This is a genomic window from Serratia sp. CY83965, assembly GCF_052166375.1.
Taxonomy (GTDB): domain Bacteria; phylum Pseudomonadota; class Gammaproteobacteria; order Enterobacterales; family Enterobacteriaceae; genus Serratia; species Serratia marcescens.
The window spans coordinates 688,391-711,708 of record NZ_JBJNOV010000001.1 but is presented as its reverse complement, the minus strand read 5'-3'; the positions used below and the strand labels follow the sequence as shown (position 1 = coordinate 711,708).

Here is a 23,318-nt window from a genome sequence, read left to right as displayed (position 1 = left end):
TTCAATGGAATTTGCCTTCAGCTTTAAGCTGCAGATAATGAGCAACATCACGTTGCGAAAAGGGTTTGGCAGGATGGCCACCGGCTATAGCGTAAGGCTCTATATTTTTAACCACCACGCTGCCGGCTTGGATAATCGCCCCCTCACCAATGCTGACGCCAGGAAGAACAATGACATTGATTCCTAACCACACATTATCTCCTATGTGCGTGTCCTTCAGCACATAAGTATTATCGTAGGGAATAGCGTTTCCATGATGATTATGATTTTCTGTAATTAGCACGCAGCCAAAACCACAATGGAAATTATCACCAATAACAACCCTGCCCTTGCCGACCACCGTCAAGCCATTAGAGTTGAAGTTGTTGCCAAGCCGGGTTTTGTTATTAACCACAGTTAAAAAATTGACTTTCGGATCGCGGCCGCAGCTTTCAGCCACTCTGATAACTTTTGAGCGATAACGCTGCTTACGTAAGTTTCGCAACCATCGTTTAAGACTTGCTAGCATCTTTTCCTCTCAATGCCGATCTGTCGCTTGCCACAATAAAAAGTCACTGCACATGCATAAAAACTGGAAATTGCATAAACCAGGCAGAAATACTCAACTTTTATTTCCGTCATGGTGATGACAAAGATACCAATCAAATGCGTAATCATCGAGCCCATAGTAATAATCGATATTAATTTATTTTTACGATAGTAAAACAGTGAGTGCGTAAAAATATAATAAATCGATAAAAATGCAGTTCCAGGCAAAAGTATGTTGAAGTAATAAATTGCGCTATTGAATTCAGCATTAAATAAATATGGAAAAGCAAACGGCAGAATGAAGAAATAAATAACACATGAGACAATAACCAGAGCCGTGTATCCATATTGAATAAGCTCCACGCCTCGAAAATCGTTCGCTTTAAGTTTGCGGTAAATAAATGGCTGGAACGCCTGATTGATTACACCAAAAAAAAGCATAACGATGGAGGTTAGCTGGAATGCCAAGCCATAAACCCCCACAACAGCAGTGCTCATGTAATGAGCGATAAAGAAACGATCTACCGATGACTTAATCCAATAACTACCGTGATGCGGTAATAAGGATACTCCATAGCTAATGATTTCCTTATAACGTTTACGCGACGGCTCGAGCTCGCTGCGTTTAACCGCTCTCTTCCGGTAGACAAAGAACTCATAGGCTAACTGAATGCTGAAAAATGATGCCGCGATCGCTATCAAACGTTGTCCTGGCGTCGCCGCTATCATTTCAAAAAGGGCGATCGTGAACAAAACATTGAATGCGGAAAGCAAAAATTGACCGATAGCCGCAACTTTATAGGTCTGACTAATGCGCAAATGCGATAAATTGATAAAGTTCAGCGCTTGTGCCAGAGACGCTAAAACAACCAGAAAACCATCACTGAAAGAAACTGAGATCTTGGTGACCAGTGTGACTATGTAGAATATAGCCACCAATAGCACGCTCGACGCGACAGCCAAGGTGATGTTATCTCTGCGGAACACCAGGGAGCTCCCTTCCCCCTCCTGCATATATTTGACCGGCAACAGACCTTGACCACTGAACGAAATGAAAATGATCAAGATCTGAATAACGGACAAATACAGAGTCAGCGCGCCGTACCCCGACGCGCCAAGGTGTGCTGTCAAATAAGGCAATATGATGAAGCCGATGACTTTGCCGAGAATATCCCCTATCGACAAAGCCGCAGCCCCCATAATGGCTTTACTCATTTACAGATACTTTTCCAGGAAGTTAAGCGCATGCCAGAACCCTTCCCCTTGGTTTTTGTGCCCCTGCCACACTTCCGGAATAAATTGCGCGCCCGGCGCATAGCGGCGTAGATCATCCGCCAGCTCGTCAAAGTTCACATCACCTTTACCGATCTGAACCCCTTCACCATCCACACCCAGTGCATCAACAATATGCATGTGCGCGGTATAAGGGCCGACTTTCTGGGTGAAGTCATGAAGATCCCATTGGTAATAATTGCAAGCCATCATGGAGTGCGACGTATCATAGCAAATACGATAGCCGTATTTTTCACAGAACGCTTTAATCTCGTCCGGATCGACAAAGAGGTTGTGGTAGCTCTGGCCACCAAAGTGCCATGGGAATGGAGGCATCGTTTGGATGATAATTTCAACGCCTTCTTGATCGATCTCCCCCAAAGCGGCACCAATACGTTCGTACATCGCCTGACGCGACTCTTTCGGCAAGAAACCGGTGGTATTGAAACCACCCGCATTCACCACGATGACCGGACGCTCAGTTTTCGGGAAATACTGCTTTAATGCGCGAGTCACATCACAGACACGCTGCAACTGTTTGATCGAATGGGCAAGATAAGCAGGATCATCCGTTGCCAAGTCCAAAATATGATCGTTGGCGAACAACTCTGGGCTATGTACCGCAAAACCGATATCTTCAGCGCCGGAGAAGAATTCGGTCAAATCCAGCTCCATGTCCTGATAGCTCAGGTGGAATTCGACGAAATCCAGGTTGGATTTATTCTTCAACTTGCCGTAATCGTGATAGCGCACAGGAATGCCGAACGGACGATTGAAGTCATAGTCCTTAGCCTCTATCGCTACATCATTCAGATCTGACTCGTAGAAGTAACCGCCTTTTTCGTGGTCACGATTGGCTTTCTTGCCGACCAATTGCTCCAGATACAGAGGCTGCAGACCCTGGCCCGGGCTCTTCACCTCTACCATCTCGCGGGTAATGATTTCGCCTTTTTTCAGATCGCGATTGATAATCAAACTCTTCGCCAGAGTTTCGCGATTGATCATTTCCCCTTGGGTGATAGTACGCTCGCCGGCATTGCCCATGGACTCTTCAACTTCGCGGATGCGCACAACCATCTCTTTGAACTCAGGTGGTAAAAGAGACACTTTATGGTCATTGCCTTCCATAGATTTGTCGATGGTGAAGTGTTTCTCGATCACGCGTGCGCCCAAGGCAGTAACGGCGATCGGCACGGAAATACCGCGCTCATGGCCGGAATAGCCCACCAGGCAACCCGTTACCTGCTGCAGACGCTTGATATAGGCCAGGTTGACGTCTTTAAACGGCGTCGGATACGTTGAGTTGCAATGCAGAATCACAAACTCGGCGCCTTTGGATTTCAAAAAATCAACCGAGCTTTTGATTTCCGCTTCGCTGCACATGCCGGTAGAACAAATCAGCGGTTTGCCTGTAGCAGCCAGCGCGGCCAACATTTCGTGGTTGGTGAAGTCGGCAGAAGCGACCTTATAACCTTCCATACCGTAGTTTTCCAGTATTTCAAGGCTCTTCAGATCCCAAGGGGTACAGAGCGGGGTCAACCCCTTCTCCTTGCAGTAATCGAACACTTCGATCAGTTCTTCATTGCTCAACTGGAATTTTCTTAGCAAATCCAGCGTGTACTGCGCGCCAAGATCGGCTGATTTGTCTTTATCGTTGCCGCCCTTATATAGCGAGCTCAGGTCACGCATTTGGAATTTAACGCAATCGGCCCCCGCGTCAACCGCCAGGTCAACCAGATGCTTAGCCAACTTGATGTCGCCATTATGGTTGTTGCCAATTTCAGCAATAATGTAAGTCGGCGAAGTTTCAGTGATGGTGTGCTTGCCGATCGTCAGGCCTTTTTCGCTTTGCAGCGCCACAGCGACCAGACGCCGATAGTCATCAACCAGCGGCAATACGTCAACGCCATTCGTAAACAGTGAGTCAATCTCGTTACGTGGCGCGTCCACTTTTTTATAGCGAACGTTCTGGTTCATCACTTCTGACATTTCGCGACTCAGATCGAAATCACCATTAGTGATCCAGCGGCGGAAATCACCGTCAGAAAAAGAGCCGCACAGCTTGCCGTCTTCAGTGACAACAAAAATGATTCGCTTTTTGTTCGAATTGATTTTTTCTAATGCTTTAATGATTGATTCTGTTTCAAACACTAAAAAATCAGATATCTTTTTCTGGATTAACATGAATTATCTCCCACTCCAATTTTTCAAAATTACTTCAACAACCGCCCAATCCAGCAGGGTGTCAATTTCAAAGCTTTCCTCTTCAGACATCTTATGCGCAATGACTTTACCGCCAAGACGATTACCGGTGCTGAGGAGAATGTCACTTCTCGTAACGTAAATAGAACCGTTTTCTTTGAGTTTGATATTTTCAGGCTTAATATCTTGCCGACGCGGACGGTTTAAATAATCGTAATAAGCTTTCGGATTGTCTTCGTTTTCCCACAGGAAATGCCAAAACTCACATACACTCAGTAATGAATCGGCTTTTTTTTCGATAATCTTTTTGATTGCAGAATCAATCGCATCATCTTTACGTACAGGAGAGGTTGCCTGCAGCAAGACGGTATAGTCTGGATGGTAATTCTCATGTTCAGCCAACCATTCCAGGGTATGCAAAAGTGCAGGTTCCGTCGCGGCGGTATCGTTCGCGAGATGAGCTGGGCGCATGAACGGCACTTCTGCGCCATATTCCCTGGCTACAGCAGCAATATCCTCACAATCTGTTGAAACAATAACGCGCTCAATACTCGAAGAATTTAGTGCCTGCTCTATGCTCCAGGCAATTAATGGTTTACCTGCAATTTCTTTAATATTTTTCTTGGGAATACCCTTAGACCCACCCCTTGCCGGAATAATTGCAAGATTACTCATTTATTCTCTCCGAAATTGGATTTTACTAATTACTTTGAATGAATCAGAAAGCTCCTCATTACGAGGAGCTTTTTCTTAGAAGGGGATTTATTTATACTCGTAAGCGTAGTAGCCGTAGGCGCTACCCGATTTATTTTCTACGGCGTTAAGGATAATACCTTTAATTTCCATGCCGTTTTGCTCGAAGCGACGAATACTCACTTCGATCTCTTTCAGCGAGTTCACGCCATAACGCGCGACCAACAAGGTAGTGCCTACATTGCGTGCGACAATCGCGGCATCCGTCACCGCCAGGATCGGCGGGGTATCGACCAGAACGATGTCATACTCTTTGCCCGCCCATTCCAGGAATTCCGTCAGGCGGTTGTGCATCAACAGCTCTGACGGGTTCGGTGGGATCTTGCCACGCGAGATAAAGCTAAGATTCTCAATCGAGGTCTTTTTGACTGCTTGCTGCGCTGTCGCTTGTCCTGACAATACATCAGACAGCCCTACGCCCAATTCACAGTTTAACAGTGAGTGGGCGTAGCCTTTACGCATATCGGCGTCCACGACCAGAATACGTTGCCCCGCCTGAGCGATAACGGCTGCCAAGTTGATACTGACAAACGTTTTACCGATGCTTGGGCTGGCGCCCGAAATCATTAGAACGTTATTTTTGGCCTCCAAGGAGGCAAAATGCAGGCTGGTACGCAGGCTTCTAACGGCTTCGATCGCCAGATCGGCCGGATTGCCCACGGCAAGCAGGGTGTAACTCCTGTTGCTATTGCGCTTGCCGGACAGCATGGTTTCGCGGTCGCTTTTTTGCTGCCATTCAGACAGCGGAATACTGGCGTAAACGTTGATCCCTTGCTGTTCCAGCTGTTCCGGGCTTTCGATGCCGCGATGCAGCATGGTTTTAAGCAACACAAAACCCGTCGAGAACAAGCCACCAAGCAACGTGACTATCAGTACGATAATGGTTTTTTGCGGTTTAACCGGACGAGGCTGCGTAACGGCAGGATCCACGATTCGCACGTTACCAACCGTGCTCGCTTTAGTAATCCCCAGCTCTTGCTGTTTATTCAGCAACTGCATGTAAATCTCTTGCCCGGCCTGCACATCACGGGTCAAGCGCAAAATTTCCTGCTGGGTTTTCGGCATGACGCTGACACGCTTGTTCAGCTTGTCTTTTTCTTGCTGCAGCGTAGCGCGTTTTTCCATCAGTGCACGATAAGCGGGGTGTTCTTTGGTATAAAGTTTGGAGATTTCCGCTTCTTTAAACGTTAGCTCATTCAGTTGAGCCTCAACCCCCACGATCGTATCAAGAACAGACTTCGCTTCAAGTGACAGATCGACAGAATCATTCGCCTGACGGAAACGGTTGAGCTTATCTTCGGCGCTATCCAGCGAGCTGCGAACTTCCGGCAGTTGTTCTTTCAAGAAATCCAGGCTTTTAGCGGCCTCTTCCGATTTACGCTCGACGTTCTGCAACAGATAATTTTTGCTGATGCTGTCAAGAATGTTTCGCACTAATATCGGATCGTCACCGGTCAAGCTCAACGCCAAAACGCCGGTATCTTTGCCTTTGTCTTCAACGGTCAATGCATCCAACAGATTATTGGTCGCAACCAGTCGCGCCAACTTGGCGACTTCAAATACGGTGCCAGGCTCCGCTGAAATATCGCTTACCAGCAAGGAAACCCCATGGCCGCTTTCCAGCGCACCGACTTTCCCTTTGATAATCTCGGTGCCGTTATTGCTCAACACATAGTTCTTTGCATCGATCACCGTCAATTCCAGCTCAAGATCGTCTGAGTTGGCTGGCACATTGAGGCGGGACAACGCAATTTTGGCAGGTTCGGTTCCCGTCAAGCGGGCCCAGCCGCGACCAAATACCGGGAAGTATTTTTGCTGCACCACCGTTTCAAGGTTCAGATCATCGACAGTCTTGCCCGTCACCATGCGTGACTTTATCAGCTCGATCTCCGTGGAAGAGCCCGGTTGACTGTTCGGCAGCATTTGGGATAGGTCGTTGACCAACGAGTTACCGACGTTTTGTTCAACCTGAACCATCGCGTCAGCTTGATATATCGGAGTCGCGAACAGTGAATAAATGATCCCGGCAACAGAGAATAACGCAGTAATCCCGATGATGAGCCAGCGGTGATCAATTAAAGTTCCCAACAAGCGACTTAGATCAATCTCATCATGATTATTGGCTGTTGATAAGCCTGGTTTCGTATTATCAGTCATTGTAATCTCTGGTTAACGATTTAATGCCTGGGCCCATTTTTGGGCTGCATCATCAAGAAGGCGGTAAACAAACTCAAACGCTTCAGCGCTCTTTCTGTAGGGATCGGGAATTTCTTTCTGTCCCAACCAATGGGCGAAAAGCATGGTTTTGCCTCTGACCTCCGGAGCCAAACGGCAAACGGCATCGATATGCCCTTTCTCCATAACCAGAATCAATGAATATTCCCGGCACATTTCTTTCGTCAACTGTCTGGCTTCATGGCCCTCTAACGACAGCTGATGTTTTTCCGCAATGGAAATAGCGCTCTTGTCCGCAGTTTTGCCAACCAAGGCGCCGATGCCTGCGGAAGCGATCTCTTTTTCCGGCAGATGCCGCTTCAAGAGACGCTCCCCCGTGGGGGAGCGGCAAATATTACCTACGCAGACAACCAAGATAGAATCAAACATGGCTAACCCCCCTACTACGGCCAGTTGCGGATACGCAGTGAGCCTTCCGTGAGATTGTTGAAGCTATCGATGGTTGGTGCCAACTGAACGATCAGACGGTTCCAACGCGCGATTGGCGCTGCCGTCACGTAAACAATGTCATACGGTTGCAGATGGAATTCAGCCCCCATCACCAATGCTGTCGCATCGGACATATTGAGCTGATAAATATTAGCCAGCTTGTCGCCCTGCGTTCCGTGCAATGGCCGGATAACGAACACGCCGGTCGCATCGGCCGCAGCTTGGCTTATCCCTTGAGAATTCCCCAACGCTTCCGTCAACGTCATGCCGCTGCGATCCATTTTAAGCGTCGCAGGGGTCTTAACTTCACCCATAACAAACACTTTAAGATCGTCGTTGCGCGGAATATACAGAATATCCCCAGGATAAAGCAGGCGGTTTTGGGTCAGATCGCCATTCTGCATCAGCTTTTGCAACGACAGACTCTGCTCTTTTCCATTGTGCGTGAGAACGATGTTGCGCCAGTCGGCATTTTCAGTCAGACCGCCAGCGGCGTTAATCGCATCCATCACAGTTAGAGGTACGTTGGTGATCGGCTGCTGTCCGGATTTGGTAACTTCGCCCGTCACGTAAGCTTTTTGCGAGCGGAAAGCGGCAATATTGACGTCAACCTGCGGGCTTTCGATGTACTGAGCCAAACGGGAGGCGATTTGATCGCGGATTTGGGTAACGGTTTTACCCACCACGTTTACCTTACCGATATAAGGATAGAAGATCGTGCCGTCGGAGTGTACCCAGTTGCCTGTGTCGCTGGCGCTGCGGTATTGCCCCGCAGGCGTGGTCAGCTCAGGGTGATCCCAGACGGTAACGTTAAGGACGTCGCCGATCCCGATCCGGTACTCATACGTACGCAACGATGCATCCAGCTGCGCATTCGACTGAGCAACCACCTGTGTCGGACGCATTGAGTCCAACAGCTTCGGTGTCATAGGGTAAATGTTGACCAGTTTATCGATATCGAAGTCAGCATCTTCTTGTTTTACGACGTCTTTTCCGCTGGTCGATAAATGGGTTCCAGGAAAAACAGTGCATCCACTGATTACGCTAATCGATATCAATAGTGATATCGCTTTCAATTGTCGTTTTGCCATCAAATTATCATCACTTTCAAGTAAATGTATCTGCAAAGCTACTATGCGCGCCAACCGTGGCAGCGTCTCTGTAACCTTATCAAACTGTCTGTCGCTTGCTGCGCCGTCTCAAAACATGGGCTCTGTTTGCAATTATCGAGAACGTTTATCTGCCGTTGATAAGAGCAAAGCTATTATGAGCAGGATAAATAAACTGTGATGCCCAGCACCGGTAAAAATCAGTGCGGAGGCGAGTTTAAACTTTAATTTTTTATTAATAACAGCGACTTGTCATAAGCACATGGCCATACCGCATAAAACTCTCTCGCCATAGCAACTCGGATAATCGCAGTAAAATGTATACTAATATAAAAAATGGGACAGTGAAATTCCCCAAAATTCAACAACTATTCTAGCTTCTCCCGCCATGATGGCAACGGCCCTCATCGAGAGAAGCGAGAAGTTTTACTCAAAGCGACAGCTGTTCAGCCCATTCACGGAAAGCTTTGCCTTGGGTTGGGTGACGCAACCCATAAGTGACAAAAGCGCGAAGGTAACCCAGTTTTTCACCGCAGTTGAACGATTCCCCCACCAGCTCCGTCGCCTCTACCGGTTTGTGTTTCAACAATTCTGCAATCGCATCGGTCAGTTGAATACGCCCCCAGGCTCCCGGTTCCGTGGTCTCCAGCAGCGGCCAAATATCGGCGGACAAGACATAGCGCCCTACCGCAGAGTAGTTGGATTCCAACTTGGTTTCCGGCGCCGGTTTTTCAATAATCGATGTGATACGAGCACTTTCACCCGGTTTCAGGTTGCTGGCCTCACACTCAACCACGGAATAATCATGCAGTACGTGTTCGTCTGCCTTTTGCACCAAAACCTGGCTCAGGCCGCTCTGCTCAAAGCGCGCAATCATGTGTGACAGGTTGTCTTTCTTCAAATCGGCTTTTGCGTCATCCAGCAAGATGTCCGGCAACAGAACGACAAATGGAGAATCACCGACTAACGGTTTAGCGCAGAGAACGGCATGTCCCAGTCCTTTTGGCTGCCCCTGGCGAATGTGCATCAGCGTCACGCCTTTTGGCGTTATCGACTGCACCTCATCCAGCAGTTGCCGTTTCACGCGTGCCTCCAGCATCGCCTCCAGCTCGAATGAGGTATCGAAATGGTTTTCAATGGCGTTCTTGGAAGAATGCGTCACCAGGATGATCTCTTTAATCCCCGCCGCGACGCATTCGTTGACAATGTATTGAATCAACGGTTTATCAACGATTGGCAACATCTCTTTCGGAATCGCTTTGGTCGCCGGCAGCATACGCATGCCCAATCCGGCAACGGGAATAACCGCTTTCAACTTCGTCATGGTAGACCTCATTCAATCTCGTGATCGCTTTCAGCCGCAGTGGCGACAGCCTGTTACTTTCCCAACGTCTGCTTCAGCCAGCGGCTGAAATTTTCACCTTCCGAACCGTGACGCAGACCGTACTGCACAAACGCCTTCATATAGCCAAACTTGTCGCCACAATCATGGGACTTACCGCTCATATGGAATGCTTCAACCGTTTGTTCATCCATCAGCATCGCAATCGCATCGGTCAGTTGAATCTCATCACCCGCGCCGGGAGGGGTTTTCTCAAGTAGCGGCCAAATATCGGCGGCAAGCACATACCGGCCGACGACGGCCAGATTGGAAGGGGCATCCTCGCGGGCCGGCTTCTCAACCACCGCCGTCATCGGTGCGCTTTCTCCCGCGGCGATCGTCGCGCCTGCGCAATCTACCACACCGTATTTGGACACATCTTGTTCCGGCACAGGTTCAACCATGATTTGGCTGTAACCCGTATCACCAAAACGTTGGATCATTTTAGCCAGATTTTCTTTGCGCAAATCCGCCGTAGAATCATCCAATAAAACATCGGGCAACAGCACAACGAAAGGAGCATCACCCACCATTGGTTTGGCGCACAGCACCGCATGCCCCAACCCTTTCGCCTGTCCTTGACGCACCTGCATCACGGTCACATCCGGGGGACAAATGCTTTGCACTTCACTCAGGAGTTGGCGCTTCACGCGCGCTTCGAGCATGGCCTCCAGCTCAAACGAAGTGTCAAAATGGTTTTCAATCGCGTTTTTCGATGAATGCGTGACCAATACGATATCTTTAATCCCCGCCGCCACGCATTCAGCAACAATGTACTGAATTAAGGGCTTATCGACCACGGGCAACATTTCTTTAGGGATAGCCTTGGTCGCCGGCAACATACGGGTTCCCAAGCCCGCAACGGGGATCACTGCCTTAAGTCTTGTTTGCATTTTCATTCCAATTCATCGTAGCGCTGCATTCATCTGTGCAGCGTGAACAAGGGGATCCAATCGGGCACGCTACCGCCCTTGGCTTGCAGCTACCAAAGTACTGTTAATGACGCATCCCCCCACGTCATTGCATGAGCCAGGCAATTTTTATGCAAAGCGGCACTCATTCTTCGTTTGAACTGTCATGCTGTTCACAAAAAAATAAAAAAACCGGTGCCTTTATAACCAAACAATGTTAGTTACTGCCGTTATATGACTAAGATTCTTATACTAATGTCTAAGTGATACAAGCCTTAGATCCCCCCAGTTAGCCGTTTTCAGAATAAGACTACTCGTGCCGCATACCGATAAGAATCATAGCCAAAGAAAATTGTTTTAATGTTTTGATTTAAATAAATTTAATAAGGCGTTTCTTTTCTGAGCGCATGGCATCACGGTAGATATTTGCTCCCCAGGCCCTTGATTCCTTTGGCCGCTCGGCGCCGATCGATGTTTACGGCAATCCTCCTGTTCTGAACCACATCCTCCCGATTAAAGTTGAATTTTGCCGCCTCAACGCCCATCATTCCCGTGCGGCATAAGCCGTAGAACTTACAGGTGAAATTGGGCGTATGGAATGGATCGCTGATCCAACAATTTGGGCCGGCCTGGCCACTTTGGTCGTGCTGGAAATCGTGCTGGGTATAGACAACCTTGTCTTCATCGCCATTCTGGCGGACAAATTACCAAAACAACAAAGAGATAAGGCCCGTGTCGTCGGTTTGTTGCTGGCGCTGGTCATGCGTCTGGCGCTGCTCGCCTCCATCTCGTGGCTGGCGACGCTGACCAAACCGATGTTCATCGTCGCGGAGCACCCCTTCAGCGGCCGCGATCTGATCATGCTGGTCGGCGGGATATTCCTGCTGTTCAAAGCCACCATGGAGCTCAATGAGCGGCTGGAAGGCAAGGACGAAGAGCAGCACGGCGCGCGCAAAGGCGCACGTTTCTGGCCGGTAGTGGCGCAGATCGTGGTGCTGGACGCCGTTTTCTCGCTCGACTCGGTGATCACCGCGGTGGGGATGGTCGATCACCTGGCGGTGATGATGATCGCGGTCTGTATCGCCATCGGCCTGATGCTGCTGGCCAGCAAACCGCTGACGCGCTTCGTCAACGCTCACCCGACTATCGTCATTCTGTGCCTGAGCTTCCTGCTGATGATCGGTTTTAGCCTGGTGGCGGAGGGCTTTGGCTATCACATTCCTAAAGGCTACCTCTACGCGGCGATCGGCTTCTCGGTCATGATCGAGGCGCTGAATCAGCTGGCGCAGTTCAACCGCCGTCGCTTCCTGTCGAAGGTACGGCCGCTGCGTGAACGCACCGCCGAAGCGGTGCTACGCATGCTGAGCGGCAAACATGAAGAAGCGGAAGTCGACAGCCATTCCGCCAACCTGCTGGCGGACAGCGACAGCGAAAACGGCGAGATCTTCAATCAGCAAGAGCGGCGCATGATCGAACGCGTACTCGGCATGGCGCAGCGCACGGTCAGTAGCATCATGACCTCGCGTCACGACGTCGAATACCTTGAGCTGAACGATCCGCAGGAAAAGCTGACGCAGTTGCTGGAACGTAATCAGCACACGCGCATCGTGGTGGTGGAAAGCAGCGCCAGCGACGAACCGCTGGGCGTGATCCACACCATCGACGTCCTCAAACAGCAACTGGCGCAGGCGCCGCTGGATCTGCGAGCGCTGATACGCCAACCGTTGATCTTCCCGGAGCAGCTCACGCTGTTAAGCGCCCTGGAGCAATTCCGCCAGGCGCAGACGCATTTTGCCTTTGTGGTCGATGAGTTCGGCTCCGTCGAAGGCGTCGTCACCCTGACGGACGTGATGGAAACCATCGCCGGCAACCTGCCGGAGGCCGGCGAAGAGGTGGACGCACGCCACGACATTCAGCAAAACGAGGACGGCAGCTGGACCGCCAACGGCTATATGCCGCTGGAAGATCTGGTGTTGTATCTGCCGATGCCGCTGGAAGAAAAGCGCGAATACCACACGCTGGCGGGGCTGTTGATGGAACACAGCCAGCGCGTGCCGCAAGAAGGAGAACAAATCAAGATCGGTGACTACCTGTTCGAACCATTGGAGGTCAACAGCCACCGCATCCTGAAAGTGAAGATCACCCCGCCGCCTCCACCGGAGGAGTACGAGGTTTAACATCGAGGCCGGGCATCGCCCGGCCTTCCTTTTACTGGGGAACCAGCAGCTCCGTCGCCACGATCACCACCACCAACCCGACAATTACCGGCACTGAAGTACGCTTCACCACATCAAACGGCGAGATTTTCGCCATGCCGGAGACCGCCACCACCACGCCGGAAACCGGCGACAGCGTACGGCCGAGATTAGAGGCCTGCAGCATCGGGATCACCAGATAGGCAGGATTCACGCCCATCTGTGCCGCCAGTTTCGGGATCAGTTCGACAAACGCATAGAACGGCGCATTGCCGGAGCCGGTGGTCATGGCCGCCAGCATGGTGATCACCACCAACACCAGCATCATGATCAAACCGCCGGTACCGAACGACTGCGCCAACCCGATCAACCCGCTGATAAAACCGACGGTGCTCAACCCTTGCGCGAAGACACCCGCGGCCACCAACAGCATCACCACGCTGGCGAATGCATCCGCCATACCGCGATACGCCACTTCCAGGCCGCTGAATACCTGTTTGGCGCTGAAGCTGCGCACGAACTCGATCGCAGCCGCCAACAGTATGCACCCTACCAACACGGTAATAATGTGCAGCTCCGGTCCCCATTTGCCGTCGAAGATCAGCACGCCGAGGATCGGCGTAAACGGCAATATCGCGTAGAACCCCGGCGCATGCGTTTTTATTTCACTGACGTCCATGATGTGGTGCTGTTCATCACTCTTCTTATCGAGATAACGCTGCCAGAAAAAGTGCGCCACGGCCATGCAGACGATGGCCGCAATCGAGATAGGCAGCGTGGTTTTGAACGCGAAGTCCACCAGCGGCATTTCCGCCGCCTTGGCTGCCAGCACCACGTCGCCGGAAGTCGGCGCCAGGATAATCGCCGCCGGCGAAGCGCAAATGGCCGCCGCGGCGCCGCGGCTAATGCCAACGTTCACCATCAATGGGAACAGCGTCGCCATCAGCAATACGCCGAGTCCAGTCGCGGAAGAAACCGCCAATGACATCAGGCAAGCGACAAAATAGGCCGCCACCATCAGCAGATAAGGCGAATTGATCATCTGCAATGGGCGCGAGGCCAGCTTGACGACCACGTCGTTGGCGCCGATATGCGTCATATAGGCAGCGAAACCGCACAGCATCATGATCATCATGCCCAGATCGCCGCCGCGGCTCATCAGCAAGATCTTGACGTACTCGATCATATCGGTCGCGCGCCAGCCGGTAGATGCGGCGCCGGACGGCAACAGCGTTTTCCCCATCAGGGCGCTGATGCCAAGCAGCAGCAGCCCTCCCACCATCAAGACGCCCGTGGCGGAATACCCTTTGATGATATAACGGCCCACGCCCGCCGCCACCGCCGCGCCAATAAGAAGCTCTATCATGTTTCCTCAACTCGTCATTTTTTCGCGCTCAGGCGCATAGTCATAGCAGAATGCGCCCTTACTCTGCACAAATTGATCGCGGGTCTTCATGACCTTCATCAAGGTAACGGAGGGAAATTATCGCGGGAAACGTCGATACTGACGCGGGCCGCAAAACGGCCCGCGTCAGGAGGGATTACAGCTTGTCGAGCAGCTTTTTCAAATCCTGACCCTCGCGCGAACCTTTGTTCTTTTCAGCCCACTTGTTCAGCGCATCCTTGGCCCGATCCTGCAGCGTTTTACGCAGCACCTGATCGACCTGCAGTTGATAATTCAGCTGTTGCCACGGCCCGTAGACCCGCAGCGGGATCGGCGTTTTTTGCAGCTGTTCGATCAGCTCGCCGCGCCCTTGCCAACCGCCGGTGACGCGCACGTTAAGCGCCATATCACACTGTTTGCCCGGCATATCGATGCTGCCGGCGCCGGTCAGCGCCAGCAAAGGCGAATCCGCCGTCAGGCCGCTGAGTTTGACCGTGCCCTGGTTCAGGGTAGCTTGCGCCGAAACATTTTTGACTTCGGTATAGCGCTGATAGCTGTCTTGACCGCGCACGCTGTTGTCATTGCGCGCCACGGCCTGTTGGATCAGTTGCTGGATGTTCAAACCGTGCAGTTGCGCATCCTGCATCGCCAGCTGCGCCGTACCGCGCCAGCGGTGCTCAAATGACTGTGAAGAGAGGCGATCGCCGGTCAGATCCCCTTTCATGCTGAACTTGCCGGTCAGCATCTGCGGCATGTCGAAAGCTTTGAGCACCGTGCCCAGCTCAATTTGGTTCAGCGTCGGTTGCACGCTGATGACCGGTTTATTGCCGCGTGCGTCGAGCGATCCCGGCAAGGAGAAATCACCGCCGGCCAAGTGCCCGGCAAGCTTATGCAGCGTCAGCAGGCCGCGTTGATTGTCCGCGGCAACGGCCAATTGGGTGACGTTCATACCGCGATAGGTCAACTGAGCCGCTTGCAGGTTCAACTGCGCATTGAAATCGCGCAGCGCTTCCAGGTTCTGCTGCCGATCGTCGACCTGGCTGGCGATCACCGGCGCGGCGGTCACGGCGGGCTGTTCGGCGGTATTGGTGCTGGATTGCCAGCCGGAAAGCGCGTCGAGATCGAGGTTAGCCGAATTGAGATTCACCACATAGCCCGGCACCGCCCCCAGCGTGGCGCTGATATCGCCGGCCAACTGGCTGTTGTTGGCGCTGACGTTCAGTTGGCTGACGGCAATCTGCGCCGGCGTCTGTTGATAGACTACCTGGGCATTGCCCTCGCCCTGAATGCCGCCGTTAAGAATGTCCGCCCCGGCCAGTTGATAATTGAACTGGGTCACTTTGGCGCCGATCTGGTGCGGGAACTGCTGCAAATCGATATCGGCCGTCATGCTGAAGGCCAGGTCGCGCTGATCGCGGTTGACCCGGCTGGACAGTTCAAGCTGCGCCTGCCGTTTCTCCGTTTGCTGCAGGGTAAGATTGATGTCCCGAACATTGATTTGCGCGTTGTCGGCACGCTGCCAAATCAGCAGGCTGTCCACGACGCGCAAGTTATCGATGTCGAACTTCCAGGCCGTGTCTGCCGCATCAGCGCCGCTGCCGGCCGGCGCAATCGGGGCGTCCACTTGCGAGTGCTCTTCACTGTCGGGCGTGAGACGAATGACGGCATTTTTCAACATCACCTGTTTCACAAACAGCTGATGTGACAGCAGCGGCAACAGTTTGACGTCAAGGCGCATGTTTTCCGCGCTCACCACCGGCGCCTTGGCGCCCGGCGCGGTCAGCGTCATGCGCCCGGCCAAAATACTGAGCTGCGGCCAGATATGCCAACGCAGGTCGCCTTCAAGCGTTAGCTGGTAGCCGCTCTTCTGCTCGACCTTTTTGACCATGTAACCGCGAAAATCATTCGGATTGACCAGCAGTACCAGCGCGGACATTCCCGCCACCACGACCACCAGTAAAATCGCCAATGTCGTCAGTAATCTTCTCATGCCACCCTCTTGTCAGCGCCACACCGACGGTGCATCCCGCGCCGTTAGTCCTTGTCGATTCGACTGGCTACTGCGCCCTGCTGATCGCGATATTTTGCGTCCTGCCGGCTGTTATATGGCCGGGCCGCCGGGCCGGACAACGGCTCAAAGCTCAAGGCGCCAATCAGCATCCCCGGCCGCAGCGCCAGCGGCAGCTTGCCGGAGTTGTAAAACTCCAGCACGATGCGCCCGTGCCAGCCCGGATCGATACGGTGCGCGGTCACGTGCACCATCAGCCCCAGACGCGCCAGAGAAGAACGGCCGTCGAGCCAACCCACGAGATCGTTCGGCAGCGTCACGGATTCGAACGTCACCGCCAGAGCCAGTTCGCCGGGATGAAGGAAGAACGCCTCGCCTTCCGGCAGGACAATCTCGTCGCTCATCACGCGATCCAGCGCGGCGCTGACTTCATCTTTCGGCCCGCTGAGATCGATAAACGGCGCGGTATGGCCGCGGAACACGCGGAACTGATTGCCCAAACGGACATCTACTGTGGCCCCGTTGATGCGTTCGAGCGGCGGGCGCGGCGAAATCACCAGTTTCTCGCTATCCAGCCAGGCTTCTATATCGCGGTCGCACAGTCTCATGTCTTTCTTCTCCATCAAAACGCGTAACTAAACAAAAATTGCCACACAACGGGCGAAAGGTCTACGCCGGGGTGCAAATAGTTGGCCGTCGGCCGGAAATGCGCATTTCCGGCCATTAAGCGGCATTATTCAAAGAATTGGCTGATTTTGGCTTTCAGAATATCGATCGCGATGCGGTTTTTGCCGCCGCGCGGAACGATGATATCGGCGTATTGTTTGGAAGGTTCGATAAACTGCAGGAACATCGGGCGCACGGTCTTCTGGTATTGCGCCATCACCGAATCCATCGAGCGACCGCGCTCGTTGACGTCGCGCTTCATACGGCGCATCAGGCAGATATCCAGCGGCGTGTCGACGAAGATCGAGAAGTTCATCTCCTGGCGCAAACGGATATCCGTCAGCAGCAAGATCCCTTCCAGAATGATCACTTTTTTAGGTTCCAGGTGGACGGTTTCTTTCTTGCGCGTGTGTTCGGTGTAGCTATACAGCGGCAGCTCGATCGCCTTACCGGCCTTCAACATCTGCAGATGCTGGAACAGCAGGTTATGATCCATGGCGCTCGGGTGGTCATAGTTGGTTTTGACCCGTTCTTCCATGGTCAGGTGAGTCTGGTCTTTATAGTAACTGTCTTCTGGAATAACGCCGATGTGCTCATCACCGACTTGCTCGCGGAGTTCGCGGTACAACGTGCTGGCGATAAGGCTTTTTCCGGAGGCAGATGCGCCAGCTATACCAATAATGACGCACTGATGCGGATTGTCAGTCATAAAATTAAAGACCTGATTTCATAGTGTGAAGGGGGGAACTAAAACGCGACAATTATAGGGAGTCGCCGGGGATTGCGCCACTGTATATTGCGCGGCGGCGGGTGAATTCGGGCTGCCACGCCACGGGCACGCGGCATTTTAAGAATCTCACGGCTAGGGCAATGCCCCGCAACAGGTTACACTCCTGCGCTGACTTAGGGACCCCGTAGTCTTTCATCGGAGAATGATGTGCTGGATTGGTATTTTTTGACTTTTTTCGGCGACAGCATGCTGCTGCTGCCCTGCGCGCTGATTCTGTTTTTATTGCTGCTCGCATCGCCCGCCACACGCGTTGCAGGTTGGCAATGGGCGCTGATTTTCGGTTTCACCGGCGGACTGGTCTGCCTGTCCAAGTTGGCCTTTATGGGCTGGGGCATTGGTAGCGCAAGTTATGATTTCACCGGATTCAGCGGCCATTCGGCCCTCGCGGCCAGCATCTGGCCGCCGCTGCTTTGGGCTTTAACCGGTCGATTTTCCCACCCGGTGCGCAGCATCGCGCTGGTGACCGGATGGATATTGCCTTTCACCATCGGCGTGTCGCGCCTGGAAATCCGCGTGCATTCGGTATCCGAGGTCATCAGCGGGCTGATGTTAGGCTACCTGGCCAGCGCGCTGTTTCTATGGCTGCAGCGAGGGAAAGCGCGACCACAGCTTGCCTGGTCGCATTTGGCCATCGCGCTGGCCTTGCCGTTGGCGCTGATGGGACAGCGGCAGCCGGCCCCCACCCAGGGATTGCTGGAACATATCGCCAAAACGCTGGCGCAGATCGAACGCCCTTATACCCGGGCAGATTTGCACAACCCTACCCGCATCCCATAAAAAAACCCGGCGCTTAAGCCGGGTTTTTCATCGCCATAGGCAGATTACAGCGCGCGGAAGGCAATCTCCGTCGGGATCGCTTCACCCTGCCAATACATCTGCGCGGCCACGCGGCCGGCCAGTTGACGATACATGTCGGCGAATTCGCTCTCCGGGCGGCTGATCACCGTCGGCGTACCGCGATCCAGATCTTCGCGCAGCGAGATGTGCAGCGGCATCTGCCCCAGCAGACGGCTGTTATATTTCTGCACCAGCTTCTCGGCGCCGCCGGTGCCAAAGATCGGCTCATGGTGGCCGCAGTGGCTGCAGATGTGCACGCTCATGTTTTCGACGATGCCCAGCACCGGCACATGCACTTTCTCGAACATCACGATGCCCTTGGCGGCATCCAGCAGGGCGATATCCTGCGGCGTGGTGACCACCAGCGCGCCGGTCACCGGAATGTTCTGCGACAGCGTCAGCTGAATGTCGCCGGTGCCCGGCGGCATGTCCAGCACCAGATAATCCAGATCCGGCCATAGCGTATCCTGCAGCAGCTGCATCAGCGCCTTGCTGGCCATCGGGCCGCGCCACACCATGGCGTTGTCGTCGGTCACCAGATAACCGATGGAGTTGGTCGCCAGGCCGTGCGCCATGATCGGCGCCATGTGCTGCCCGTCCGGCGAAGTCGGCCGCTCATGTTCGGTGCCCAGCATATTGGGGATCGACGGGCCGTAAATGTCGGCGTCCAGAATGCCGACCTTGGCGCCTTCGGCGGCCAGCGCCAGCGCCAGGTTGACGGCGGTGCTGGATTTCCCCACCCCGCCTTTGCCGGAGCTGACGGCGATGATGTTGCGCACGCCTTTGATCCCGGCTTGGCCGTTGGCGCGTTTCAGCGTCGTGATATCGTGTTTCAGCTTCCAGTCGATGGCGGCGGCGCCGGTCACGCGCAACAGCTCAGGGCCGACGCTCGCCTGCAGCGCTTCAAAACCGCTCTGCCAGGCAAACGGCATCGTCAGTTCGATATGCAGTACGTCGTCCAATAATGCGCAGTGATGAATAGCCTTCAGCGCGGTCAGGTTGTTTTTCAACGTCGGGTGTTCAAAGGCGGCCAGTACACCGGTCACCAGGGCGCGCAGAACTTCGGGGTTGGTCTGCTCAGGGGATTTTGCGTTCATCCCGGCTCCTTGATTTTGAATGAGTCGCTTCCGGCTAAGCATATCAGAACTGCCCGGTAGCTGGCGCGTATAACCTGTAAGAAACCGCCCTAGCAGCGAAGGGCGCGATCGGTTAACATCGAAGGCCCTTTTATTCATTACAGAAAGCAAGTTCTCACTATGGCTCAAGTCGCGAAAAAATTATTGGTGACGTGCGCGCTACCGTACGCAAATGGTTCCATCCATCTCGGCCACATGCTCGAGCACATCCAGGCGGATATCTGGGTGCGTTACCAACGAATGCGCGGCCACGAAGTGCATTTCATCTGCGCGGACGACGCGCACGGCACGCCGATCATGCTGAAAGCGCAGCAACTGGGTGTGAAACCGGAAGAAATGATCGCGGAGATGAGCCAGGAGCACCAACAGGATTTCGCCGGCTTTGGCATCAGCTATGACAACTACCATTCGACCCATAGCGATGAAAACCGTGAGCTGTCCACCCTGATTTACAGCCGCCTGAAAGAAAACGGTTTTATCAAGAACCGCACCATTTCTCAGCTGTACGATCCGGAGAAAGGCATGTTCCTGCCGGACCGTTTCGTGAAGGGCACCTGCCCTAAATGCAAATCGCCGGATCAGTACGGCGACAACTGCGAAGTGTGCGGCGCCACCTACAGCCCGACGGAACTGATCGATCCGAAGTCCGTAGTTTCCGGCGCGACGCCGGTGATGCGCGACTCGGAGCACTTCTTCTTCGATCTGCCGGCCTTCAGCGAAATGCTGCAGGCGTGGACGCGCTCCGGCGCGCTGCAAGAGCAGGTGGCGAACAAGATGCAGGAGTGGTTCGAATCCGGTCTGCAGCAGTGGGACATCTCCCGCGATGCGCCTTACTTCGGCTTCGAAATCCCGGATGCGCCGGGCAAATACTTCTACGTCTGGCTGGACGCGCCGATCGGCTACATGGGTTCCTTCAAGAACCTGTGCGACAAGCGCGGCGATCTGGACTTCGACGAGTTCTGGCGCAAAGACTCCACCACCGAGCTGTATCACTTTATCGGCAAGGACATCGTCTACTTCCACAGCCTGTTCTGGCCGGCGATGCTGGAAGGCAGCAATTTCCGCAAACCGACCAACCTGTTCGTGCACGGCTACGTGACGGTGAACGGCGCCAAGATGTCCAAATCGCGCGGCACCTTCATCAAGGCCGGCACCTACCTGCAGCATCTGGACGCCGACTGCCTGCGTTATTACTACGCCGCCAAGCTCTCTTCACGCATTGATGACATCGATCTCAATCTGGAAGACTTCGTGCAGCGCGTGAACGCCGACATCGTCAACAAGGTGGTGAACCTGGCGTCACGCAACGCCGGCTTTATCAACAAGCGCTTCGGCGGCAAGCTGGCCGACAGCCTGGCCGATCCGGCGCTGTACCAGACCTTCGTCGACGCGGCGCAGAGCATCGCCGAAGCCTACGCCGGCCGCGAGTTCAACCGCGCGATCCGCGAAATCATGGCGCTGGCCGATCTGGCCAACCGTTACGTGGATGAGCAGGCGCCGTGGGTGGTGGCGAAGGAAGAAGGCCGCGATGCCGATCTGCAGGCCATCTGCTCGATGGGCATTAACCTGTTCCGCGTGCTGATGACTTACCTGAAGCCGGTGCTGCCTTCGCTGACCGAACGCGCCGAAGCGTTCCTCAACGCCGAGCTCAGCTGGGACGCGATCCCGCAACCGCTGCTGGGCCATCAGGTGAACGCGTTCAAAGCGCTGTTCAACCGCATCGATCTGGACAAGGTCAGCGAAATGGTCAACGCCTCGAAGGAAGACATGGCCGCCGCCAAACCGGTGACCGGTCCATTGGCCGATGATCCCATTCAGGAAACCATCACCTTCGACGACTTCGCCAAGGTGGACATGCGCATCGCCCTGATCAAGAGCGCCGACTTTGTCGAAGGCTCCGACAAACTGCTGAAACTGCAGTTGGACCTGGGCGGTGAATCGCGCCAGATCTTCTCCGGCATCCGCTCCGCTTACCCGGATCCGAAAGCGCTGGAAGGCCGCCTGACCATCATGGTCGCCAACCTGGCACCGCGCAAAATGCGCTTCGGCATTTCAGAAGGCATGGTGATGGCGGCAGGCCCCGGTGGGAAAGAGATCTTCCTGCTGAGCCCGGACAGCGGCGCGCAGCCTGGCATGCAGGTCAAGTAACCGCGCCAGCGCGTAACATCGAGGGTCGAGCTTGCTCGGCCCTTTTTTATTGATCCGTCGCCAACGTTATAAACAGTAAGAAAAAGTCATAACCGCCCTGATTCCCTCGCACGCTGCATCCGGCTATGATGCTTCCACACAACGAATAGACGTCCAGACAGAAAGATTGCTATAACCACTCTTCACCGGGGTCGTTTCCCCTGCTTTTTTGGAGCCTATAATAATGAAAAACCTCACGACTTCGCTGCTCGCCCTCAGCCTGCTGGCCGCCCTGCCGCTGCAGGCGGCGGAAAACGCCGCCGTGCCGGCCGCCATCGCTCAACATCAAGGGCCGGTGCGCATCGCGGTGATCCGCAACCTCGGATCCGACGACAACACCACGCAATTTTTGGCGGGCGCCATTCAGGAAGGGCGCAAGCTGGGCTTCAAGGTGGACACCTTCCTCAGCAACGGCGACGATGCGCGCTTCCAGGACTTCGTCAACCAGGCTATCAGCCAGAAATATGACGGTATTATTCTCTCGCAGGGGCGAGCCCCCTATTCCACCGACCTGGTTAAACGCATCGCGGCGGCCGGCATCGCCGTCGCGGCGTTCGATACCGACGTCGGCGGCCACGTTCCCGGCGTCACCGTCTCGCAGCAGGACGACGCTTCGCTGGCTAACGCCTCGTTCGGCCAGTTGGTGAAGGATTTCAACGGCCAGGCCAACATCATCAAACTCTGGGTAGCAGGCTTCCCGCCGATGGAGCGCCGCCAGGCCGCCTATCAGCAGTTGCTGAAACAGCATCCGGGCATTCACGAGCTGGAATCGATTGGCGCGGTTTCATCCGACGTGCAGGGCGATACCGCCAATAAAGTGGGTGCGGTGCTGGCGAAATACCCGAAAGGCAAGATTGACGCCATCTGGGGCACCTGGGACGCTTTCACCCAGGGCGCTTACAAGGCGCTGAAAGAGAACGGCCGCACCGAAATCAAACTGTACAGCATCGATATCTCCAACCAGGACTTGCAGCTAATGCGCGAAGCCGGCAGCCCATGGCAGGTCAGCGTGGCGGTGGATCCGAAGCTGATCGGCGCGGTCAACCTGCGCCTGGTGGCTAACAAGATCGCCGGGGAAAGCACGCCGGACAGCTATCAATTCAAAGCGGCGGTCATTCCGCAGGCGTTGCTGCTGGCGCAGCCGGGGCCGGTCAACGTCGCCGGGCTGGCGAAGATCATCCCCGGCTGGGGCACCAGCAGCGATTTCGTTCAGCCGTGGTTCGCCACGCTGCAGGCCGAACACGGTAAATAATGCTGTTTTTGATGAGGCTGCCGACGCAGCCTCTGTTTTTAAA

The 23,318-nt window shown here is 53.9% G+C and carries 18 protein-coding genes; 4 read left to right on the top strand and 14 right to left on the bottom strand.

The features are described 5' to 3' along the window. Nucleotide 1: 1 nt before the first annotated feature. The 9 genes from ACJ8PL_RS03570 to galU (ACJ8PL_RS03530) all read right to left on the bottom strand — a co-directional run bounded on the left by ACJ8PL_RS03570 (nucleotide 2) and on the right by galU (ACJ8PL_RS03530) (nucleotide 10,802). Entirely contained in the window at nucleotides 2-508 is a 507-nt protein-coding gene (locus tag ACJ8PL_RS03570; protein ID WP_071525944.1) for an acyltransferase, read from the bottom strand. Then, entirely contained in the window at nucleotides 502-1,743 is a 1,242-nt protein-coding gene (locus ACJ8PL_RS03565) for an oligosaccharide flippase family protein (RefSeq protein WP_016928429.1), read from the bottom strand. The genes ACJ8PL_RS03570 and ACJ8PL_RS03565 overlap by 7 nt, the downstream gene beginning before the upstream one ends. Continuing rightward, nucleotides 1,744-3,984 (bottom strand): N-acetylneuraminate synthase family protein, encoded by a 2,241-nt coding sequence (locus ACJ8PL_RS03560; protein WP_240293963.1) that lies wholly within the window; start codon nucleotides 3,982-3,984, stop codon nucleotides 1,744-1,746. A 3-nt stretch (nucleotides 3,985-3,987) separates the two neighbouring features. Further along, complete coding sequence (locus tag ACJ8PL_RS03555; protein ID WP_016928431.1) at nucleotides 3,988-4,677, bottom strand: acylneuraminate cytidylyltransferase family protein; 690 nt, start codon at nucleotides 4,675-4,677, stop codon at nucleotides 3,988-3,990. 87 nt (nucleotides 4,678-4,764) lie between these two features. Further along, nucleotides 4,765-6,912: a tyrosine-protein kinase Wzc gene (gene wzc, locus ACJ8PL_RS03550; RefSeq protein ID WP_028127952.1), complete on the bottom strand. Its 2,148-nt coding sequence runs from the start codon at nucleotides 6,910-6,912 to the stop codon at nucleotides 4,765-4,767. 12 nt (nucleotides 6,913-6,924) lie between these two features. Then, entirely contained in the window at nucleotides 6,925-7,359 is a 435-nt protein-coding gene (locus tag ACJ8PL_RS03545) for an arsenate reductase/protein-tyrosine-phosphatase family protein (RefSeq protein WP_016928433.1), read from the bottom strand. A 14-nt stretch (nucleotides 7,360-7,373) separates the two neighbouring features. After that, complete coding sequence (locus tag ACJ8PL_RS03540) at nucleotides 7,374-8,510, bottom strand: polysaccharide export protein (protein ID WP_016928434.1); 1,137 nt, start codon at nucleotides 8,508-8,510, stop codon at nucleotides 7,374-7,376. A 448-nt stretch (nucleotides 8,511-8,958) separates the two neighbouring features. Then, nucleotides 8,959-9,852 (bottom strand): UTP--glucose-1-phosphate uridylyltransferase GalU, encoded by an 894-nt coding sequence (galU, locus tag ACJ8PL_RS03535; RefSeq protein ID WP_016928435.1) that lies wholly within the window; start codon nucleotides 9,850-9,852, stop codon nucleotides 8,959-8,961. Nucleotides 9,853-9,905: 53 nt separating this feature from the next. Further along, nucleotides 9,906-10,802, bottom strand: a complete 897-nt coding sequence (gene galU / locus ACJ8PL_RS03530; RefSeq protein WP_028127951.1) for a UTP--glucose-1-phosphate uridylyltransferase GalU — start codon at nucleotides 10,800-10,802, stop codon at nucleotides 9,906-9,908. 611 nt (nucleotides 10,803-11,413) lie between these two features. Between galU (ACJ8PL_RS03530) and ACJ8PL_RS03525 the strand changes: the two genes are divergently transcribed. Then, complete coding sequence (locus tag ACJ8PL_RS03525) at nucleotides 11,414-12,997, top strand: TerC family protein (protein WP_016928437.1); 1,584 nt, start codon at nucleotides 11,414-11,416, stop codon at nucleotides 12,995-12,997. A 31-nt stretch (nucleotides 12,998-13,028) separates the two neighbouring features. On the opposite strand, the gene dcuC is transcribed toward ACJ8PL_RS03525, so the two are convergent. The 4 genes from dcuC to udk form a co-directional block, all read right to left on the bottom strand. Continuing rightward, nucleotides 13,029-14,381: an anaerobic C4-dicarboxylate transporter DcuC gene (dcuC, locus tag ACJ8PL_RS03520; RefSeq protein ID WP_015377222.1), complete on the bottom strand. Its 1,353-nt coding sequence runs from the start codon at nucleotides 14,379-14,381 to the stop codon at nucleotides 13,029-13,031. Between the two features lie 175 nt (nucleotides 14,382-14,556). Beyond that, nucleotides 14,557-16,389, bottom strand: a complete 1,833-nt coding sequence (gene asmA, locus ACJ8PL_RS03515) for an outer membrane assembly protein AsmA (RefSeq protein ID WP_079449473.1) — start codon at nucleotides 16,387-16,389, stop codon at nucleotides 14,557-14,559. A gap of 44 nt (nucleotides 16,390-16,433) precedes the next feature. Continuing rightward, the gene (gene dcd, locus ACJ8PL_RS03510) at nucleotides 16,434-17,015 is read right to left on the bottom strand and encodes a dCTP deaminase (RefSeq protein ID WP_004938917.1); all 582 of its coding nucleotides are present in this window, start codon (nucleotides 17,013-17,015) and stop codon (nucleotides 16,434-16,436) included. 125 nt (nucleotides 17,016-17,140) lie between these two features. Beyond that, nucleotides 17,141-17,782 carry a uridine kinase gene (gene udk / locus ACJ8PL_RS03505; protein ID WP_004938922.1) on the bottom strand — a complete coding sequence of 214 codons (642 nt, stop codon included), beginning with the start codon at nucleotides 17,780-17,782 and terminating at the stop codon, nucleotides 17,141-17,143. A 228-nt stretch (nucleotides 17,783-18,010) separates the two neighbouring features. On the opposite strand from udk, the gene ACJ8PL_RS03500 reads away from it, so the two are divergent. Continuing rightward, nucleotides 18,011-18,640: a phosphatase PAP2 family protein gene (locus tag ACJ8PL_RS03500; protein ID WP_016928440.1), complete on the top strand. Its 630-nt coding sequence runs from the start codon at nucleotides 18,011-18,013 to the stop codon at nucleotides 18,638-18,640. 44 nt (nucleotides 18,641-18,684) lie between these two features. Here the strand turns inward: ACJ8PL_RS03500 and apbC are convergent, their stop codons facing one another. After that, nucleotides 18,685-19,797, bottom strand: a complete 1,113-nt coding sequence (apbC, locus tag ACJ8PL_RS03495) for an iron-sulfur cluster carrier protein ApbC (RefSeq protein ID WP_016928441.1) — start codon at nucleotides 19,795-19,797, stop codon at nucleotides 18,685-18,687. A gap of 159 nt (nucleotides 19,798-19,956) precedes the next feature. Here apbC and metG point away from each other — a divergent pair, with 159 nt between their 5' ends. Both metG and ACJ8PL_RS03485 read left to right on the top strand, forming a co-directional pair. Next, the gene (gene metG / locus ACJ8PL_RS03490; RefSeq protein WP_028127949.1) at nucleotides 19,957-21,984 is read left to right on the top strand and encodes a methionine--tRNA ligase; all 2,028 of its coding nucleotides are present in this window, start codon (nucleotides 19,957-19,959) and stop codon (nucleotides 21,982-21,984) included. Nucleotides 21,985-22,207: 223 nt separating this feature from the next. Further along, complete coding sequence (locus ACJ8PL_RS03485; protein WP_016928443.1) at nucleotides 22,208-23,275, top strand: sugar ABC transporter substrate-binding protein; 1,068 nt, start codon at nucleotides 22,208-22,210, stop codon at nucleotides 23,273-23,275. The last annotated feature ends 43 nt before the right edge of the window (nucleotides 23,276-23,318 follow it).

Coding starts and splice junctions, on each gene's coding strand:
- ACJ8PL_RS03485 (WP_016928443.1), top strand. CDS start 22,208: ATGAAAAACCTCACGACTTCGCTGCTCGCCCTCAGCCTGCTGGCCGCC.
- galU (WP_028127951.1), bottom strand. CDS start 10,802: ATGCAAACAAGACTTAAGGCAGTGATCCCCGTTGCGGGCTTGGGAACC.
- ACJ8PL_RS03560 (WP_240293963.1), bottom strand. CDS start 3,984: ATGTTAATCCAGAAAAAGATATCTGATTTTTTAGTGTTTGAAACAGAA.
- apbC (WP_016928441.1), bottom strand. CDS start 19,797: ATGAACGCAAAATCCCCTGAGCAGACCAACCCCGAAGTTCTGCGCGCC.
- ACJ8PL_RS03555 (WP_016928431.1), bottom strand. CDS start 4,677: ATGAGTAATCTTGCAATTATTCCGGCAAGGGGTGGGTCTAAGGGTATT.
- galU (WP_016928435.1), bottom strand. CDS start 9,852: ATGACGAAGTTGAAAGCGGTTATTCCCGTTGCCGGATTGGGCATGCGT.
- ACJ8PL_RS03540 (WP_016928434.1), bottom strand. CDS start 8,510: ATGGCAAAACGACAATTGAAAGCGATATCACTATTGATATCGATTAGC.
- ACJ8PL_RS03565 (WP_016928429.1), bottom strand. CDS start 1,743: ATGAGTAAAGCCATTATGGGGGCTGCGGCTTTGTCGATAGGGGATATT.
- metG (WP_028127949.1), top strand. CDS start 19,957: ATGGCTCAAGTCGCGAAAAAATTATTGGTGACGTGCGCGCTACCGTAC.
- ACJ8PL_RS03545 (WP_016928433.1), bottom strand. CDS start 7,359: ATGTTTGATTCTATCTTGGTTGTCTGCGTAGGTAATATTTGCCGCTCC.
- dcuC (WP_015377222.1), bottom strand. CDS start 14,381: ATGATAGAGCTTCTTATTGGCGCGGCGGTGGCGGCGGGCGTGGGCCGT.
- ACJ8PL_RS03525 (WP_016928437.1), top strand. CDS start 11,414: ATGGAATGGATCGCTGATCCAACAATTTGGGCCGGCCTGGCCACTTTG.
- asmA (WP_079449473.1), bottom strand. CDS start 16,389: ATGAGAAGATTACTGACGACATTGGCGATTTTACTGGTGGTCGTGGTG.
- ACJ8PL_RS03570 (WP_071525944.1), bottom strand. CDS start 508: ATGCTAGCAAGTCTTAAACGATGGTTGCGAAACTTACGTAAGCAGCGT.
- dcd (WP_004938917.1), bottom strand. CDS start 17,015: ATGAGACTGTGCGACCGCGATATAGAAGCCTGGCTGGATAGCGAGAAA.
- udk (WP_004938922.1), bottom strand. CDS start 17,782: ATGACTGACAATCCGCATCAGTGCGTCATTATTGGTATAGCTGGCGCA.
- wzc (WP_028127952.1), bottom strand. CDS start 6,912: ATGACTGATAATACGAAACCAGGCTTATCAACAGCCAATAATCATGAT.